The organism is Microcella pacifica (genome assembly GCF_009371975.2).
GTDB lineage: Bacteria > Actinomycetota > Actinomycetes > Actinomycetales > Microbacteriaceae > Microcella > Microcella pacifica.
In genome coordinates this window covers 88,960-105,094 of sequence record NZ_VIKT02000007.1, presented here as the reverse complement: position 1 = coordinate 105,094, position 16,135 = coordinate 88,960, and the positions used below count along the sequence as shown (strand labels likewise).

Sequence of the window (16,135 nt, the reverse complement as noted above, 5' to 3'; positions counted from 1 at the left end):
CGGGCCGGATTCCGTCAGGAGCGCGACGCCGAGGCGGCGGCCCTGGCGGCGGGACGCGCCGCGTCGAGCACCCGTGCGATCGCCGCATCATCGTGCGCGGCCGAGACGAACCAGGCCTCGTAGACGCTCGGTGGCAACGAAACACCGTGGTCGAGCATCCCGTGGAAGAAGGCGGGGTAGCGCCAGGATTCCTGATCCTGCGCCTCAGCGTAGTTCTGCGGGGCCGTCTCGCGGAAGAAGATCGAGAACTGCGACCCCGCCCACGCGACCGTGTGCACGACGCCCTCGGCAGCGAGCGCCGCCGAGAGGCCGTCGGCGATCTTCCGCGCGGCGATCATCAGCCGCTCGTAGACGGCGGGGCCGGCGCCCGCGAGCATCGCCGCCCCCGTCGCGACCGCGACCGGATTGCCGCTCAGCGTGCCCGCCTGGTACACGGGCCCGAGCGGGGCGAGAAGGTCGAGCACCTCGGCGCGGCCGCCGAGCCCGGCGAGCGGCAGACCGCCGCCGATGATTTTGCCGAAGGTCGTGAGGTCGGCGTCGTATGGGGCGCCCTCACGCTCCTCCAGACCCCACCAGCCCGCCGCGGTGGCACGGAACCCGGTCATGACCTCGTCGCTGATGAGCAGCGCACCGTGGGCGTGGGCCGTGTCGGCGAGGAGCCGGTTGAACCCCGGCTTCGGGGGCACGACGCCCATGTTCGCGGCGGCCGCCTCCGTGATGACGGCCGCGATGCGGTCGCCGTGCCGCGCGAAGACTTCGGCGAGCGCCGCCTCGTCGTTGTAGGGGATGACGATCGTCTGCGCCGCGGTCTCGGGCGTGATGCCCGCCGACCCGGGAATGCCGAGGGTCGCGATGCCCGAGCCTGCCTCCGAGAGCAGCGAGTCGGAGTGCCCGTGATAGTGGCCGGCGAACTTCACGAGAAGCGGCCGACCGGTCGCACCGCGCGCGAGCCGGATCGCCGTCATGGTCGCCTCGGTGCCCGTCGAGGTGAGGCGCAGCTTCTCGATACCGCGGCGCTCGGTGCCGTCGGGTGCGGTGAGGGTGAGGCGGTCGAGCACGAGCTCGGCGAGGTCGACCTCCCCCGTCGAGACAGCCCCGAAGCCGAGGCCGTGATCGACGGCGGCATGGGCGGCCGCGATGACATCGGGATGCGCGTGGCCCAGCAGCGCCGGACCCCACTGCCCCACGAGGTCGACGTACTGGGTGCCCTCGATGTCGGTCACGTACGGGCCGCGGCCGCTCGCGAGGAAGCGCGGAGTGCCGCCGACCGAGCCGAACGCGCGCACGGGCGAGTTCACTCCTCCCGGTGACACGGCGAGCGCGCGCTCGAAGGCCTCGGCGTTGGTCGCGGAGGTGCGGCCGGAGACGAAGCGGGTCATGACAGGATTCCCTTCTCGGCCAGGTCGAGCGCCGCATAGCTGAGAATCGCGTCCGCGCCGGCCCGGCGCAGCGACGTGAGCGCCTCGAGCTGAGCACGGTCACCGTCGATCCAGCCGTGCTGCGCGGCCGCCGCGATCATCGCGTACTCCCCCGAGACCATGTAGGCCCACACGGGAACGGGCGAGATGTCGGCGACGCGACGCAGCACATCCAGGTACGGCAGCGCGGGCTTGACCATGACGATGTCGGCACCCTCCTCGATGTCGAGTGCGGCCTCGCGCACGCCCTCGCGCCCATTGCCCGGGTCGAGCTGGTACGTGCGACGATCCCCCTGCAGGGCCGACTCGACGGCATCGCGGAAGGGGCCGTAGAACGCCGAGGCGAACTTGGCCGAGTACGCGAGCGTGGCGGTCGCGGTGAACCCCGCCGCGTCGAGCGCGTCGCGCACGACGCGCGTCTGGCCGTCCATCATGCCGCTGAGGCCGAGCAGCTGGCTGCCCGCCTCGGCCTGCGCGATCGCCATGACCGCGTAGCGCTCGAGACTCGCATCGTTGTCGACCCGGCCCTGAGCATCCAGCACGCCGCAGTGCCCGTGGTCGGTGAACTCGTCGAGGCAGAGGTCCGTCTGCACGACGAGACTGTCGCCGACCTCGGCGACGACGGCGCGCGTGGCCACGTTGAGGATGCCCTCGGGGTCGGTCGCCCCCGAGCCGACGGCGTCGCGCATCGACGGTACGCCGAAGAGCATGATGCCGCCGAGGCCCGCACCGGCCGCGCGGGCGGCGAGCGCGCGCGCACTGTCGAGGCTGTGCTGCCCGACGCCCGGCATGGAGGCGATCGGCTGCGGGGCGCTCAGGCCCTCGCGCACGAAGACGGGCAGCACGAGGTGCCGAGCCGCCACGTCCGTCTCGCCGACGAGGCGGCGCACAGCGGGCGTCGCACGCAGGCGGCGGGGGCGGATGCGCGGGCCGAGGCCGCTCGGCTCTGCGGGCTTCGGCGCGCTCACCGCGCGCCGCCCAACGGCGCGAGGTCGGCTGCGCCCTGACGCAGTAGCTCGTCGACGACGAGAGCGGCCGCGTCCTCGCCGGGAGTGCGTGTGTCGGCGACGTACAGCGCGTGCGCGCTCGAGACCTGCTCGCCGGTCTCGGGAGAGTACACGCGAGCGGCGAGGAAGAGCATGCCGTCGTCGAGGAAGGCGTGGGCGCCGAGGGGCGCGGAGCACCCCGCCTCGAGCAGGCGCAGCACGGCCCGCTCGGCCTCGACGGCCGTGCGCGTGGGGCTGTGGTCGAGGCTGTGCAGGGCGGAGGCGAGGGGCCCGCGCGTGCCGCGACGCACCTCGACGGCGAGTGCTCCCTGCCCAGGGGCGGTGGGCCAGCCATCGATTCCCAGGTGCTCGGTGATGGCATCATCGCGACCCAGACGCTCGAGGCCTGCCGCGGCGAGGATGACGGCGTCGAGGTCGGCGGCCACACCCTCCCGGTCGCCGAGAACGCGCGCCAGGCGCGTATCGACGTTGCCGCGCAGCTCGACGACCTCGAGCTCGGGGAACCGGCGGCGCAGCTGCGCCCGGCGACGCGGTGAGCCCGTGCCCACCCGCGCGCCCGCGGCCAGTTCGGCAAGCGGCACTCCGCCCGCGACGACAGCGGCGTCCCGCGCGTCCGCGCGCTTCGGCATCGCGCCGATGACGAGCTCCTCATGCGGGGCGGTCGGCAGGTCCTTGAGCGAGTGCACGACGACGTCGCACTCCCCCGCCAGGAGCGCCTCACGCACAGCGGTCACGAACACGCCCGCGCCGCCGATGCTCGCGAGCGGCTCGGGCGAGGTGTCGCCGTGCGTCGTGATCGTCACGAGCTCGACCTCGAGGCCCGTGCGGGCCGCGATCGAGTCGGCGACGCGCTGCGACTGTGCGAGGGCCAGGGCGCTGCCCCGAGTGCCGAGGCGGATCGGCGCCGTGTCCTCGGCCGAAGGAGGTGCCGCGGTCACGGCTGCAACCCCGAGATGGCCGGCTGGAAGCCCGCGCGCACGTTCTCGCAGCAGCCCGGCCGGCACACGTCGTACCAGGGCCCGAGCGTCGTCTCCCGCACGCGCGCGGCGGCAGGGGTGCCCCTCAACCGCTCCTCGATGAGGTCGACGAGCCCGCTCACGTAGACGGGATCGACGCCCGGCGTCGGCACGCGCACGCCCGTCACCCCGTGCTCCTCGCACGTCTCCATGGCCTCCGTGTCGAGATCCCACATAACCTCCATGTGGTCGCTCACGAAGCCGACCGGCACCATGACGATCGCGGTCGCGCCAGCGGCGGCGTGCTCGATGATCGCATCGTTGATGTCGGGTTCGAGCCACGGCTGCGTGGGAGGGCCCGAGCGGCTCTGGTAGACCAGCTGCCAGGCGACCTCCGGCACGTCAGCACCCGCGGCGCCGACGAGACCCTCCTCGCGCAGCGTCGCGAGCGCCCGCTGCATGATGACCTCGCTCACGGCGAGGTGCTGCGCCGCATAGGCACCGCCCTCGCCCCAGTCGACATCGCGAGGCCCGCTGCGCTCGGCGTCGGCGGTCGGGATGCTGTGGGTCGCGAACAGCACACGCGTCGCGGTGAGATCGGTGCCGGCCGCGAGCAGCTCGCGCAGAGCATCCGCGACGCCCGTCACGAAGGGGGCGACGAAGCCGGGGGCGTCGAAGAACTGAGCCACCTTGTCGACGCGCACCTGGCCCCATAGGCCCGTCGCGTCGAGTGCCTTCGCGAAGTCTTCGCGGTACTGCCGGCAGCTCGAGAAGCTGCTGTAGGCGCTCGTCGCGAGACCGAGGATCGTGCGGTGGCCGTCGTCGAAGGCCTGCTGCAGGGCCTGGGGCAGATAGGGATCCCAGTTGCGATTGCCCCAGTAGATCGGCAGCCCCAGTCCCCGACGATCAGCCTCGGCCTGCAGCGCCGCCTGCAGCTGGCGGTTCTGCTCGTTGATGGGGCTCACCCCGCCGAAATGGCGGTAGTGGTGCGCGACCTCCTCGAGGCGCTCGTCGGGGATGCCGCGCCCGCGCGTGACGTTGCGCAGGAAGGGGATGACGTCGCCCTGCCCCTCGGGGCCGCCGAAGCCGGCGAGGATGACGGCGTCGTAGGCGACGGGCGCGGTCACATGACCGGCCTCGGCCTCCGCGAGCGCCGCGTCGCTCGCCGCGAGCGGCAGCTCGTTGTTGGTGATGGTCACGAGAGAACCTCCAAGACTTGGGCGTCGAGCTCGGCGTCATCGAGGCGACGGCCGGTGTAGAAGGGCACCTCTTCGCGCACGTGGCGGCGTGCCTCCGTGTAGCGCAGGTCGCGCATCATGTCGACGAGGTCGAGCAGCTCGTCGCTTTCGAGGCCCAGCAGCCACTCGTAGTCGTTGAGTCCGAACGCCGCGACCGTGTTGGCGAGCACCCCCGTGAAGGCGCTGCCCTTGCGCCCGTGCTCGGCGAGCATGTCGCGCCGCTCCTCGTCCGGCAGCAGGTACCACTCGTACGACCGCACGAACGGGTACACGCACAACCAGGTCTTGGGCTCCTTGCCGAGCATGAAGGCGGGTGCGTGGCTGCGGCTGAACTCGGCCTGCACGTGCACGCCCATGGCGTTCCACGTCGGCAGGAGCCCGCCCAGAAGCTCGGCGCGGCGCAACGTGCGCATGGCCGACTGCAGCGCCTCCGGATCGGCGCCATGCAACCACAGCATGAGGTCTGCGTCGGCGCGCAGCCCGCTCACGTCGTAGACGCCGCGCACGGTCACTCCCTGCGCGGTGACGGCGGCCACGGCGCTCGCCACGCCGCCGCCGGTGGCGGGGCGCGCAGGGTCCCGGCGCAGGACGGCGTAGAGGGTGTAGGCGAGGGTCTCGCTCACGGCTGCAGCTCCTTCATGGTGCGCTGGGTGTGGTCGATGATGGCGGCGAGCCCGGTTCCCGCGACCTGCTCGCCGACGATCGGGATGCTCCCGCTCGCGTCGATGCGGCCAGCCCGTTGCCACGTGGTCACGGTGGACCCGACGATGCTCGCCGCAGGCAGCTCGATGCCGAGCAGTCTGCCCGCATCCTCGCGCGCCCGCTCGACTGTCGCGTCGTGCTCGTAGCTCAGGCGCAGCACCTCGTGGCCGCGGGCCGCGGCGCGCACCCACTCCCACTTCGCGGTGAGGTGCGTGAGGGCGCGGGCCCGCACGCTCGAGCCGCGCGCGACGAGCACGCCCGTGCCGCGAGGCGCGCCGGCGAGCGCATCCGCGTCGGGGAGCGAGTGCGGGTCGACGACGAGCGTCACGAGGTGGGTGACGGTGCGCGTACCGGCGCCGACCAGGCCGGGTGCGGCGACGATGACCCGCCCCACGAGCTCGTCGCCGTCCTGATCGGGATCCTCCGTGGCGAGCACCACGCGATCGGCGTGCACCTCGGCGACGCGGGTGCCGTAGTGCACGGGCACGCCGAAGCGGTCGAGCTTGGCGAGCAGCGCCTCCACGAGCACGGTCATGCCTCCCTCGAGGCCCGCGACGAGGCTGCCCGCGGGAGCGTCGATGCGCAGTCGGGCGACGGCGCGGCCGAGCGAGTTCTCGCGCAGGAGGTGGTGCACGAGCCCGGGCACGGCGTCGAGCGGGAGCTCGTCGGGGTGCCGCGAGTGGATGCCCTCGACGACGGGCGCCACGAGCTTCTCGAGGATCCCGTCGCCCATGCGGCGCCGCACGAGCTCGCCGACGGTGGCCGCCTTCGCCCCGACGGGCCCGGGCAGCACCGTGTCGAACATCCCGCGCCAGGCGTCGCGGCGCCCCACGATGCTCACGACGTCCGCCGCGAGCGGGGCGGAGGGGATGCCGAGGAGGCTCACGGCGGGCAGCCGAGCCGCGCGGTCCTCGGCGCTGTGCAGCCACGCCCCACGGTCGAGCGGGCTCACGATGCGGTGCTCGAGGTCCAGCCTCGCGAGGTAGTCGCGCACGATGCCGCCGCGCGTCGCGAACGATTCGGCTCCGGCGTCGAGGCGGATGCCGCCCACCTCGTGGGCACGCACCTGGCCGCCGGCGACGGAGTCTGCCTCAAGGACGCTCACGGCGAATCCCTGCAGCACGAGCTCGCGCGCGGCGACGAGGCCCGCGACGCCCGCGCCGACGACGATCGCCGCAGGTGGCGCCCCCGCGACGGGAGTGCCCTCGGTCGGGCTCGGGTCAGTCATGCTCGGGTCGGTCGCCGTGCACATGGGCGACGAGGCGCGTGAGCGTATCGGGGTCGGTCTCGGGGGGCACGCCGTGGCCGAGGTTGAGCACGTGCGCCGGCGCCCGCCGACCGCGCTCGAGCACGTCATCGGTGTGCGCGGCGAGCACGCTCCACGGAGCGGTGAGCAGGGCGGGGTCGATGTTGCCCTGGAGCGGCATCGCGTGGTCGAACGCAGCACTCGCCTCATCGAGAGGCAGTCGCCAGTCGATGCCGATCGCGTCGACGCCGAGGGCGGCGATCTGCGGCAGGATGCGGTCGGTGCCGAGACCGAAGTGCACGCGGGGCACGTCGAGCCCGCGGAGGTGGTCGAGGGCGCGCTTCGAGTGCGGGGCGACGCGGCGCTGATAGTCGGCGCGGGAGAGCGAGCCGACCCAGGAGTCGAAGAGCTGCGCGGCGCTCGCGCCCGCCTCGACCTGCGCGCGCAGGAACATGCCCGTGACGTCGGCACACCAGTTGAGCAGCGTCGCCCACGTGTGCGGATCGCTGTGCATGAGAGCACGCGCCCTGATCTGGTCCTTCGAGGGGCCGCCCTCGATGAGGTAGGAGGCGAGGGTGAAGGGCGCCCCGGCGAAGCCGATGAGGGGTGTCGCACCGAGCTGCTCGACGGTGAGGGCGACGGCCTCGCGGATCGGGTCGAGAGCGGCCGGGTCGAGCGGGCGCAGCGCGAGAACGTCGGCGGCCGATCGCACGGGATGCTCGAGCACCGGTCCCCGCCCCGCGACGATGCTCACCTCGACACCGGCGAGCAGCACGGGCACGACGATGTCGCTGAAGAAGATTCCGGCGTCGACGCCGTGGCGCCGCACGGGCTGCAGGGTGATCTCGCTCGCGAGCTCGGGGGTCAGGCACGCCTGCAGCATGTCCCCGCCCGCGCGCAGCTCGCGGTACTCGGGCAGGGATCGCCCCGCCTGCCGCATGAACCACACGGGGGTGAGCTCCGGTCGGTCGCCGCGGTAGGCGCGCACGAGGGCCGAGTCGGTCGTGCGACCGTCGACGAGGGGGTGGGTGGGGCTCAGAGGCACCCGACCAGGATAGGTGGCCGGGAGTGTGAACTCGCTGTTCTGAGACGCCCTCGGGAATACCCCCCGGGGGAGGTCAGGCTTCACCGGATCGCGCGCCGTAGGATGATTTCTCGTGCTCCTCTGCATCACCGCTCACCACCGCAACACGTCGTTCGAGCTCCTCGAACGACTCGCGGTCGACGCCGCCGACCTCTCTCGATCAGTGCACGATGCGCACGCCGCGATCCGCGGCGCCGTCTCGATCGCGACGTGCAATCGGCTCGAGGTCTACCTCGATGTGGACGCGCCCGACCTTCTCGCGCGCGAGCTCGCGCAGCGCTCGGTGGTGGAGGCGCTCGAGTCGCTCGCGGGCGTCGACGAGGCGGCGGTCACGCAGAACGCCGAGCTGCTCGAGGGCGCCGGCGCCGTGCACCATCTCTTCTCGGTCGCTGCCGGTCTCGAGTCGGTCGCCGTCGGCGAGGAGGAGATCGCCGGGCAGGTGAAGCGCTCGGTGCAGGTCGCGCGCGAGGCCGGCACGACCACTCCCACCCTCGACCGCGCCTTCCAGGAGGCGACCCGCACCGCACGAGCGGCGCGGGCCAAGGGTGATGCGAGCCGTACCGGGCGCTCTCTCGCGAGGCTCGCGCTCGATCTCGTGGGAAGCCGCCTTGCCGACTGGGGCGGGGTCAACGTGCTGCTCGTCGGCACGGGTCAGTACGCCGCGACGACCATTGCCGCCCTGCGGGAGCGCGGCGCCGACCGCATCCGCGTGTACTCGCCGAGCGGCCGCGCGCAGGTTTTCGCCAGCCGCACGGCCACCGACCCGACGAACGACCTGGCCGCATCCCTCATCTGGGCCGATGTCGTGGTGACCTGCACGACGCGCCTGTCGATCGGCGCGGACGACGTGCCGGCAGATGCTCGGTGCTTCATCGTCGACCTCGGCCTGCCGCGCAATGTCGACGCGACGGTCGGCGAGCGCGACGGCGTGACGCTTCTCGACCTCGAGACGATCCGTCTGCATGCGCCGCTCGTGCACTGGTCGGCCGAAGAGGATGCTCGCAGCGTCGTCGATGCCGCCGCGCACTCGTTCGTCTCCGACGCCGCCGTCGAACCGGCCGTCGTGGCTCTGCGTCAGCACGTGCTCGACCTCGTCGACGGCGAGATCACTCGGGCGCGCTCGCGCGGCGACGATGACGGCAGGGTCGAGGAGGCCCTGCGCCACCTCACGAGCGTCTTCCTCCACACGCCGTCGGTCATGGCGCGGCGTCATGCCGCCGCGGGCCGGGCCGAGGCCGTCGCCGGGGCAGTCGAGACGCTCTTCGGCCTCGAGGTCGGCGCCTCGCGAGGCTCGAGGGCGACGCCGCTGTCAGGTGCGCAGCCCTTCGAGGAGGGCGAGCAGGGCGAGGCCGTAGGCCTCGGGCGCTGAGACGCTCTCGAAACGGGAGAGGTGGCCGTCGAGCTCGATGGTGACGCGGTAGCCGTCGTCGACGGCCTCGAGCGATCGGAAGGAACGGCGCAGCAGGTCGCGCAGCTGGTCCTCGTGAGGCAGCCACAGGGTGTCGCCGAGATCGACCGAGTCGAGCGCCCACTCGGTCGTGCCGTTGAAGCTGAGCACGGTGCCGGAGGGGTACTCGTGCGCCTCGATCGTGAGCTCGCTCACCGTGAAGACCTCGGCGTCGAGCTCGTGCCGATAGATGTGGAACCGGTCACCAGACCGCGGCGCCCACGATAGCCCCGCGTCGCGCAGCCTTCTGGCGAGTCCGGTGCTGATCATGCGTCCAGCGTGACAGCACGAACCGGGTGTCGCCTTGGAGGGCGGCACCCGGTTCGCGGTGCAGTGCGTCAGTGACTGCTCGGTGCTGTTCCTAAACCTCCGCGCGGCGGCGGGCGACGACCATGCCCATGCCGGTGAGGGTGATGAGCAGAGCCGCGAGACCGAATGCACCGGTGAGGTCGCTCGCCCCCGTGTAGGCCAGCGTCTCGAGCTCACCGCACTCGTCGGCGTCTTGACCGGCCACGACGACCGTGAATTCGTCGCTCGTTCCGCTGTCGTTGACGCTGTCGTTCGGGTCGGTCACCACTGCGGTCACGACATAGCTGCCAGCAGCAACCTGCGTCGTCTCCTCAGTGAGCTCCTGCTCGTCCGCACCCTCGTAGTCGATGAAGTAGCGCACCGGCGTGGGGTTCTCGAGCGAGCCGGTCGGGAAGGTGACCGTGATCGAGCCGCTCACAACGTCGAAGGGTCCGCAGACCTCGTCGGTGGTCGACACCGAGGCGGGCCAGTTCGGGAAGGTCGGGAACTCGATGTCGCACTCCTCGGCGTCGACGCCCTGCACGGTGACCGGGAACTCCGCCGACGTGCCGCTGTCGTTCACGCTGTCGTTGGGATCGGTCACGACGGCCGTCACGACGTAGTCGCCCGCCGGCACCACGGTCGACTCCTCGGTGAGCTCCTGCTCGTTCTCACCCTCGTAGTCGATGAAGTACCGGATCGGGTTCGGGTTCTCCTCCGAGCCCTCAGGGAACACCACGTTGATCGCACCATCGGTCACCGTGAACTGCACGCACGCCTCGTCGGTCACCGTCACCGACGCGGGCCAGTTCGGATACGTCGGCAGCTCGGTGCACGCGTCGGCATCGACGCCCTGCACGGTGACCGGGAACTCCGCCGACGTGCCGCTGTCGTTCACGCTGTCGTTGGGATCGGTCACGACGGCCGTCACGACGTAGTCGCCCGCCGGCACCACGGTCGACTCCTCGGTGAGCTCCTGCTCGTTCTCACCCTCGTAGTCGATGAAGTACCGGATCGGGTTCGGGTTCTCCTCCGAGCCCTCAGGGAACACCACGTCGATCGTGCCATCGATCACCGTGTAGTCGACGCACGACTCGTCGACCACCGTCACCGACGCGGGCCAGTTCGGGAAGGTCGGCAACTCGGTGCAGTCTTCCGTGAACTCGTCGATCGTCAGGCTCTGATCGAGCGGGGTCGCGGTGTACAGATCATCAGCATTCGCGTCGACCCCGGCCACCGAGTAGTCGCCAGCGGGAAGGGCCGCGGTACGGCCGGTCGTCCCGTCGAACGCCACGGGGTTGCCTGACCCGTCTTCGATCGAGTAGGTGACGCCCGGCACGCTCAGGTCGACCGTGATGTATCCGCCCGACACGGCGTTGTCGACGCAGCTGTACTGCGTCGCGAACGCCGTCGGCGTGACCTGCTCCGGCTGAGGAGTGGACACGATGCGGAAGCCCGTGTGCGAGATGCCGTGACCGGTCTGCGCCGTGAAGTCGTACGTCGTTCCCGTGAAGGCGGACGAGTCGATGCCAGCGACCCAGCTCGCGCCCTTCACGCAGAAGTCGATGTCGTAGCCGGCGACGAGGGTCCAGCTGAAGCTTGCCCCGTTCCATGAGACGCTGCCCCAGTCTGCCGCGTAGACACCCGTCGAGGCGTCCATCGCGGCGGGCTTCTGATAACCAGCACCGTCGCAGGTGAGGCCGTTCTGATCGGTGAGCGTCACGCCCGCGATGGGAGTGGGCGTCTCGCCGTTGGGGCCTCCGTGGTCGGCGAAGGCGACACCAGCGCCGCCGAGGCTCATGCCGATGGCGACGACCGCAACCGTCGCAGCGGCGAGGATCCGCTGTCGAGTTCTCATGATTGATGCTCCTGATGGGTGAAGGAGCCTCGCGCGTCGGGTACGGCGTGTGAGGTTCGGGTGGGTGGTGCCGTTGCGTTGTTGCTGTTTTCAGTTGTGGGGTGATGCACCCCGGCGCGACAGGCCGTTTTCGGGTCGGTCCGGCACGCCGGGCTGCGCTGTGGTCGCGGCGCTATTCCACGAGCTGGCGTCGAAGCACGAAGCCGAGCCCCGCGAGGATGATGATGACCGCGCCGATACCGACTCCGGTCACGGCGTTGCTCGCCCCGGTGATCGCGAGCGTCGGCAGGTCGCAGTCGCTCTCGTCAGCGGCCCCGATCGTGAGGGGGAAGCTCACGGGGTCGCTGCCGGAGTCGTTGAGGCTGTCCTCCGGATCGGTGAGCACGGCTGTCACGACGTAGTCACCGTCGGGCAGTGTGGTGGTCTCCGCGGTGAGTTCCTGCTCATCGTCCGTGCCGTAGGCGAGGTAGTACCGCACCGGGTTCGGGTTCTCCTCCGGACCGGTCGAGAACTGCACGGTGATCGATCCGCTCGTCACGCCGAAGGGCGTGCAGACCTCGTCGGTCGCCGTCGCGCTTGCCGGCCAGTTGGCGAGCTCGGGCAGCTGACAACCGTCCGGGTAGGTGTTGAAGGTGCGGTCGAGCGGCGCAGGCTGGTTGGGGTCCAGCACGTATCCCGGGTTGGCGACGGGCGTCGCGAGCACGTAGTCACCCGGGTTCGCGGCGAACGTCTTCGACACCTCGTTCTCGCCGAAGACGACCTCGAAGGGCTCGTCGTCGTTGACCGTCACCCAGTAGGTGAGGCCCTCGACGAAGTAGAGCGTGTAGGTCGCCGTGAGGCAGGTGTCGACGTACTCTAACGGGTCGATGACGGGCAGTTGCTCGCACAGCTCCTCGTTGGGACCGTCGAGCGTGCCCGTGAAGGTCAGCGTCTTGCCGTCCGTCGACACCTCGCGGCCCTCGACGTCCACGTCGGGGCTCTGATCGAACGTCGTGTTCGCTCCGATCGCCGTGAAGACGACGGTGTAGTCACCGTTCTCCTCCACGGTCGTCTCGTCGAGGGACGCGAGCTCGGTGTCGAACAGGAAGCCGTCGACATTCAGAGCCTGCGGGTCGAGGCAGGTGGCGTCCGTGAAGGCCAGGAAGGCGTTCGTGACGGGCAGGACGCAGTCCTCCTCGCCGAGCGCCGGAGCCAGGTCACCCGTTGCGGTCAGGGTCGACTCGCCGTTGCTGAACCGGCTGCCCTCCGGTGCGGTGAACAGCACTTCGTACGAGCCGCTCGTCTCGCCGTCGTCGATGATCGACCAGGTGACTCCATCGGAGACCGAGAAGCCAGACTCGTCCAGGAGCGCCCCGCTGAAGCAGGAGGGGTCGGTGGTGGCGACTGCCGCGGTGGCCTCTGCGCACTGCGTCTCGTCGGCGGGCAGCAGCGAGATCGAGAAGGTCTTCGTCTTGCTGCCGTCGCCGAACAGGTAGCCGTCGGCCGCCGTGGCGACGATGACGTACAGGTCGTCGTTCACGCTCACGGTGCCGAACGAGGCGTTCTGCGCAGACAGCTGCGCGTCATCCCACGACTGACCCAACTCGCAGTCGGGGTCCGGCAGTGTGACCGATGCCGTCGCGACGCCGCAGTTCTCGATCGAGGACGTGACCTCGACGTCGAACGGTGAGGAGTCGGTGGCGAGCTGGAGGCCGTCTTCGGCGACAGCGCTCACCGTGTAGGTGTCGGCCGAGAGGCCCGTGAGTGTCGCGCCGGGAGCGAAGGTGCCCTCGATGCCCTCGACGGAGTAGCTCGCGATGCCGTCGACATCTCCGAAGGTGATCGTGCCGTTGCCGTCGAGGCACGTCTCAGGAGTCGGCGTGGCCGTCGGGGTCACGGGGCACTCGACGTACTCGCCGAGGTCGTAGGTCCAGCCGCCCTCGGGGTAGTCCTTCAACACGTAGGGGAAGGAGGCGTGGGCGGTGACGGTGAACTCGCCCTCGCGAGCATCCCCGACGTCGACGATGTCGCCAGCCGCATTGCGGACGGTGTACGAGACGTAGGGGTTGTCGTCAGGCAGAGAGATCGAACCGTAGGTGCCGCACTCCACGATGTAGCTCACGGTCGGCTCGATCGGAGTCTCAGCGTTGCACCCGGGGTCGGTGTAGGTGTAGGTCGGGTTCGGGCCGTCGAAGCCCATGTTGTGCAGGAAGCGCTCCTGGAAGTCCCACGGCGTTACGCCCTCGGGCCAGGCAGGCTGGTTGGGCCCGTTGAGCAGCGGGGAGGGGTTGGGGAAGGCGGTGCGCGAAGCGTAGATGTCGCCCTGGCCGCACTCGACCGGAATGCCGTACTCGTACTCGCCGACCTCCGTGATCGCGACGCCGTCGTTGATCTCCTCGGAGTCCACGAGGGTCTGCGTCCACAAGGACGTGGGGCTGTTGAAGGCCCACACGGCTGCGGTCACGTAGAGCGGTGCGCACAGCTGGTCGGTGTAGTCGTCACCCGCGGGCTGGGTGACGGTGACGACGCCCGAGTTGGTGCTCGCGTCGTAGGTGTACGAGATGTACTCGTCGGGGATGCACTCCGGCGGCGGCGGGCAGTCCGTGGGTTCCAGGAACCCGAACGTCCATTCGGTCTGAGTCTCCGCGGCGAAGCCGTAGTCGTCGCTCGCGGTTTCAGCGCGCACCTCGACGGTCTGCGCGCTCGTCACGGGGTAGGTGCCGTGAGAGGTCTGCGTGAACTCTCCGCCGTCGATCGAGACGAACCAGACGACGCCCTCGACGTCGCCGAGCGTGTATGACCCATCCGTGTCGCAGGTGATCTGCTGCATGGAGGCCGTGGGCACGACGAGCTCCTCGGTGGGCAGATCGCCGCACGTGACGAACTCGAGCTCGTTGCGATCCTGGTTGAAGTAGGTGCTGTTGAACTGCACCCACTCGATCGTCCAGGTGCCGGTGAAGTACTGCCCGTACTCGAATCGCAGAACACCCGAGTCGAGCTCCTCCTGCGAGATCGGCACCTTGACATCGTCGATGCCGAAGGTGTCGGCGAACTTGAGGAAGGCGTGGAATCCGGATGTGCTCGTCGGGTCCTGCGCCTGGTTCTCGTTGATCTCGAGGTTGATCTGACCGCGCACGCCGTTGTACACGACGTCGACGTTGATGTGGTCTGCGCCATTCAGCGGGCGACCGGTCTCGTAGCTGATCTCGACGCAGTCGACGATCATCTCGGGCTCGTCGGGCAGCTGGGTCGCGCGGAAGCCCGCGTGCGAGAGCCCCGCGTATGTGTGCACATAGCTCGAGCCGTCAAATTCGCTCGTGTCGATCGTTGTGAGGTACGTGCCGCCCTTGACGCACACGTCGACATCCCAGCCGTCGTCGACGGTCCAGGAGACAGTGCGGGTGTCGGCGTCCCACGTGAGTGAGCCCCAGGTCGCCGTGTAGGTGCCGTCGCTGTCGAGGTTGGGGCTGTCGAGCTCCCCTGGCTTCGTGAAGCCGATGAGGCTCGAGTCGCACACCAGACCGCCCTGCTGGTAAGTCGTCTGTCCCGTCGGGGTGCCCGACTCGGGCGAGGGCAACGAGGCGCTCGGCGGTGTGGCCATCGCGGGCGTGACGCCGCCCACGGCGAGGCCGAGGCCGACGATGACCGTGGTGGCTCCGGCGAGGATGCGCCGACGCAGAGAAGTGGCGCGTTCGGCACGACGGGTTGCTTTACGAGACATGGTGGTGCGCTCCTGGGGGGTTGGAGCCTCACGCCGCGGGGGTGCGCAGCGCAGGGTGCTTCGGGTTCCGACCGCTCTCGACAGGGGCGCCGGGATCCGGGGAGATCGTGGGCGCCGACGCGAACGGTCGGCTTCGGGTATTCGGGTTCGGGTATTCGGGTTCAGACTCGACCCTGCGTCAACGTCGGGTAGGCGCAGTTCGAGGCCGATAGGAGACTACTCTGTCCGCCCTTTGGGGGACAATCTGAACAGACTTGTCTACCCCAGGACTGGGGAGAGGCATGATGAAACCTCAGTGCACGAACTCGAGCAGGTCGAGCCCGAACGTGCGCAGGGCGTCGATCACGCGCAGCCGTCGGCCCAGATCGGTGTCCTCGAAGTGCACGGAGACCGCGTAGGAGACCCCGGCGCGTGGGCCGCGCAGGACGCCCGCTTCCGATCGCACGCCGGCGTCCGTGCCGGTCTTGTTGACCATCCACGTGTTGTGCTCGACGCCTCGGTGCGCCAGCGGGTCTCGTCCGAAGGACCCCGCGACGAGCGAGAGGTCGCCATTCAGCGAGAGCCACCCGAGCACGCGCTGGCTCGTCTCCTCATCGACGATGTGTCCGTGGGCGAGGGCGTGGAAGAGCCACGCGAGTTCGGCGGTCGACCCCACCGAGAGCTGCGGAGCATGGTCGGGGCCGCGCTCGTCGCGCACTCGATCAAGTAGCGCTGTGCGCGCGAGGCCGAGCTTTTCCGACCGGGCGCGCACCGCCGGCAGTCCGATCTGGCGCAGCAGCACGTTCGTCGCGAGGTTGTCGCTCGTGGCCCCGACGAGCGCCGCCAGATCACCGAGCGGAAAGGCCAGCGCCTGCAGGTGCCGCCACAGGCCGCTGTCGGCCACCGCGTCGCCATCGGCACGGTCGACGATCGCGAAGTCGGAGACCGAGCGATCCGTGAGCCGTGCGCTCACCTCGATGAGCAGCAAGATCTTGCCGACGGAGGCGGTCGGCAGCACGATGCGCTCGTCGACGGCGAAGATGCTGCTGCCGGTTGCGAGATCACTCACGGCGACCGAGACCCGTGCGCCCTCGAGCGCGATGGCCCCGAGAGCCCGGTACGACGCCCGAAACCCCGGCTCGCGCTTCTCTGCCCGGTGGCGCGCCGCCGGAGGGGAGCCCGCGTGGGCTCCCGGCGTGCGCGTCATGGGCA

At 70.4% G+C, this 16,135-nt stretch carries 12 protein-coding genes; 1 reads left to right on the top strand and 11 read right to left on the bottom strand.

Features of this window, described 5'->3' with window-relative positions; all coding sequences use genetic code 11:
- Window positions 1-14 precede the first annotated feature (14 nt).
- Genes FK219_RS05880 through hemE form a run of 7 tightly spaced genes read right to left on the bottom strand, consistent with a single transcriptional unit; the run spans window position 15 to window position 7,612 of the window.
- The gene (locus FK219_RS05880) at window positions 15-1,379 is read right to left on the bottom strand and encodes a glutamate-1-semialdehyde 2,1-aminomutase (RefSeq protein ID WP_152583363.1); all 1,365 of its coding nucleotides are present in this window, start codon (window positions 1,377-1,379) and stop codon (window positions 15-17) included.
- Complete coding sequence (gene hemB, locus FK219_RS05875; RefSeq protein ID WP_165638064.1) at window positions 1,376-2,386, bottom strand: porphobilinogen synthase; 1,011 nt, start codon at window positions 2,384-2,386, stop codon at window positions 1,376-1,378. The genes FK219_RS05880 and hemB overlap by 4 nt, the downstream gene beginning before the upstream one ends.
- Window positions 2,383-3,363 (bottom strand): hydroxymethylbilane synthase, encoded by a 981-nt coding sequence (gene hemC / locus FK219_RS05870; RefSeq protein ID WP_152583362.1) that lies wholly within the window; start codon window positions 3,361-3,363, stop codon window positions 2,383-2,385. The genes hemB and hemC overlap by 4 nt, the downstream gene beginning before the upstream one ends.
- A complete protein-coding gene (locus FK219_RS05865; protein ID WP_152583393.1) occupies window positions 3,360-4,574 on the bottom strand; it encodes a ferrochelatase in 1,215 nt (404 codons plus the stop codon). Before FK219_RS05865 ends, hemC begins: the two co-directional genes overlap by 4 nt.
- A gap of 2 nt (window positions 4,575-4,576) precedes the next feature.
- The gene (hemQ, locus tag FK219_RS05860) at window positions 4,577-5,242 is read right to left on the bottom strand and encodes a hydrogen peroxide-dependent heme synthase (protein ID WP_152583361.1); all 666 of its coding nucleotides are present in this window, start codon (window positions 5,240-5,242) and stop codon (window positions 4,577-4,579) included.
- The gene (locus FK219_RS05855) at window positions 5,239-6,549 is read right to left on the bottom strand and encodes a protoporphyrinogen/coproporphyrinogen oxidase (protein WP_152583360.1); all 1,311 of its coding nucleotides are present in this window, start codon (window positions 6,547-6,549) and stop codon (window positions 5,239-5,241) included. The genes hemQ and FK219_RS05855 overlap by 4 nt, the downstream gene beginning before the upstream one ends.
- Window positions 6,542-7,612, bottom strand: coding sequence for a uroporphyrinogen decarboxylase (gene hemE, locus FK219_RS05850; RefSeq protein ID WP_152583359.1), 1,071 nt, complete (start codon window positions 7,610-7,612; stop codon window positions 6,542-6,544). Before hemE ends, FK219_RS05855 begins: the two co-directional genes overlap by 8 nt.
- A gap of 112 nt (window positions 7,613-7,724) precedes the next feature.
- On the opposite strand from hemE, the gene FK219_RS05845 reads away from it, so the two are divergent.
- Entirely contained in the window at window positions 7,725-9,020 is a 1,296-nt protein-coding gene (locus FK219_RS05845) for a glutamyl-tRNA reductase (RefSeq protein WP_152583358.1), read from the top strand.
- Here the strand turns inward: FK219_RS05845 and FK219_RS05840 are convergent.
- The 4 genes from FK219_RS05840 to FK219_RS05825 form a co-directional block, all read right to left on the bottom strand.
- Window positions 8,961-9,368: a pilus assembly protein CpaE gene (locus tag FK219_RS05840; RefSeq protein ID WP_152583357.1), complete on the bottom strand. Its 408-nt coding sequence runs from the start codon at window positions 9,366-9,368 to the stop codon at window positions 8,961-8,963. The genes FK219_RS05845 and FK219_RS05840 overlap by 60 nt on opposite strands.
- A 91-nt stretch (window positions 9,369-9,459) precedes the next feature.
- Window positions 9,460-11,244 (bottom strand): hypothetical protein, encoded by a 1,785-nt coding sequence (locus tag FK219_RS05835; protein ID WP_152583356.1) that lies wholly within the window; start codon window positions 11,242-11,244, stop codon window positions 9,460-9,462.
- 172 nt (window positions 11,245-11,416) lie between these two features.
- Window positions 11,417-14,944: a hypothetical protein gene (locus FK219_RS05830; RefSeq protein WP_152583355.1), complete on the bottom strand. Its 3,528-nt coding sequence runs from the start codon at window positions 14,942-14,944 to the stop codon at window positions 11,417-11,419.
- Window positions 14,945-15,236: 292 nt separating this feature from the next.
- Window positions 15,237-16,130: a serine hydrolase gene (locus FK219_RS05825; RefSeq protein ID WP_152583354.1), complete on the bottom strand. Its 894-nt coding sequence runs from the start codon at window positions 16,128-16,130 to the stop codon at window positions 15,237-15,239.
- Window positions 16,131-16,135: the final 5 nt, after the last annotated feature.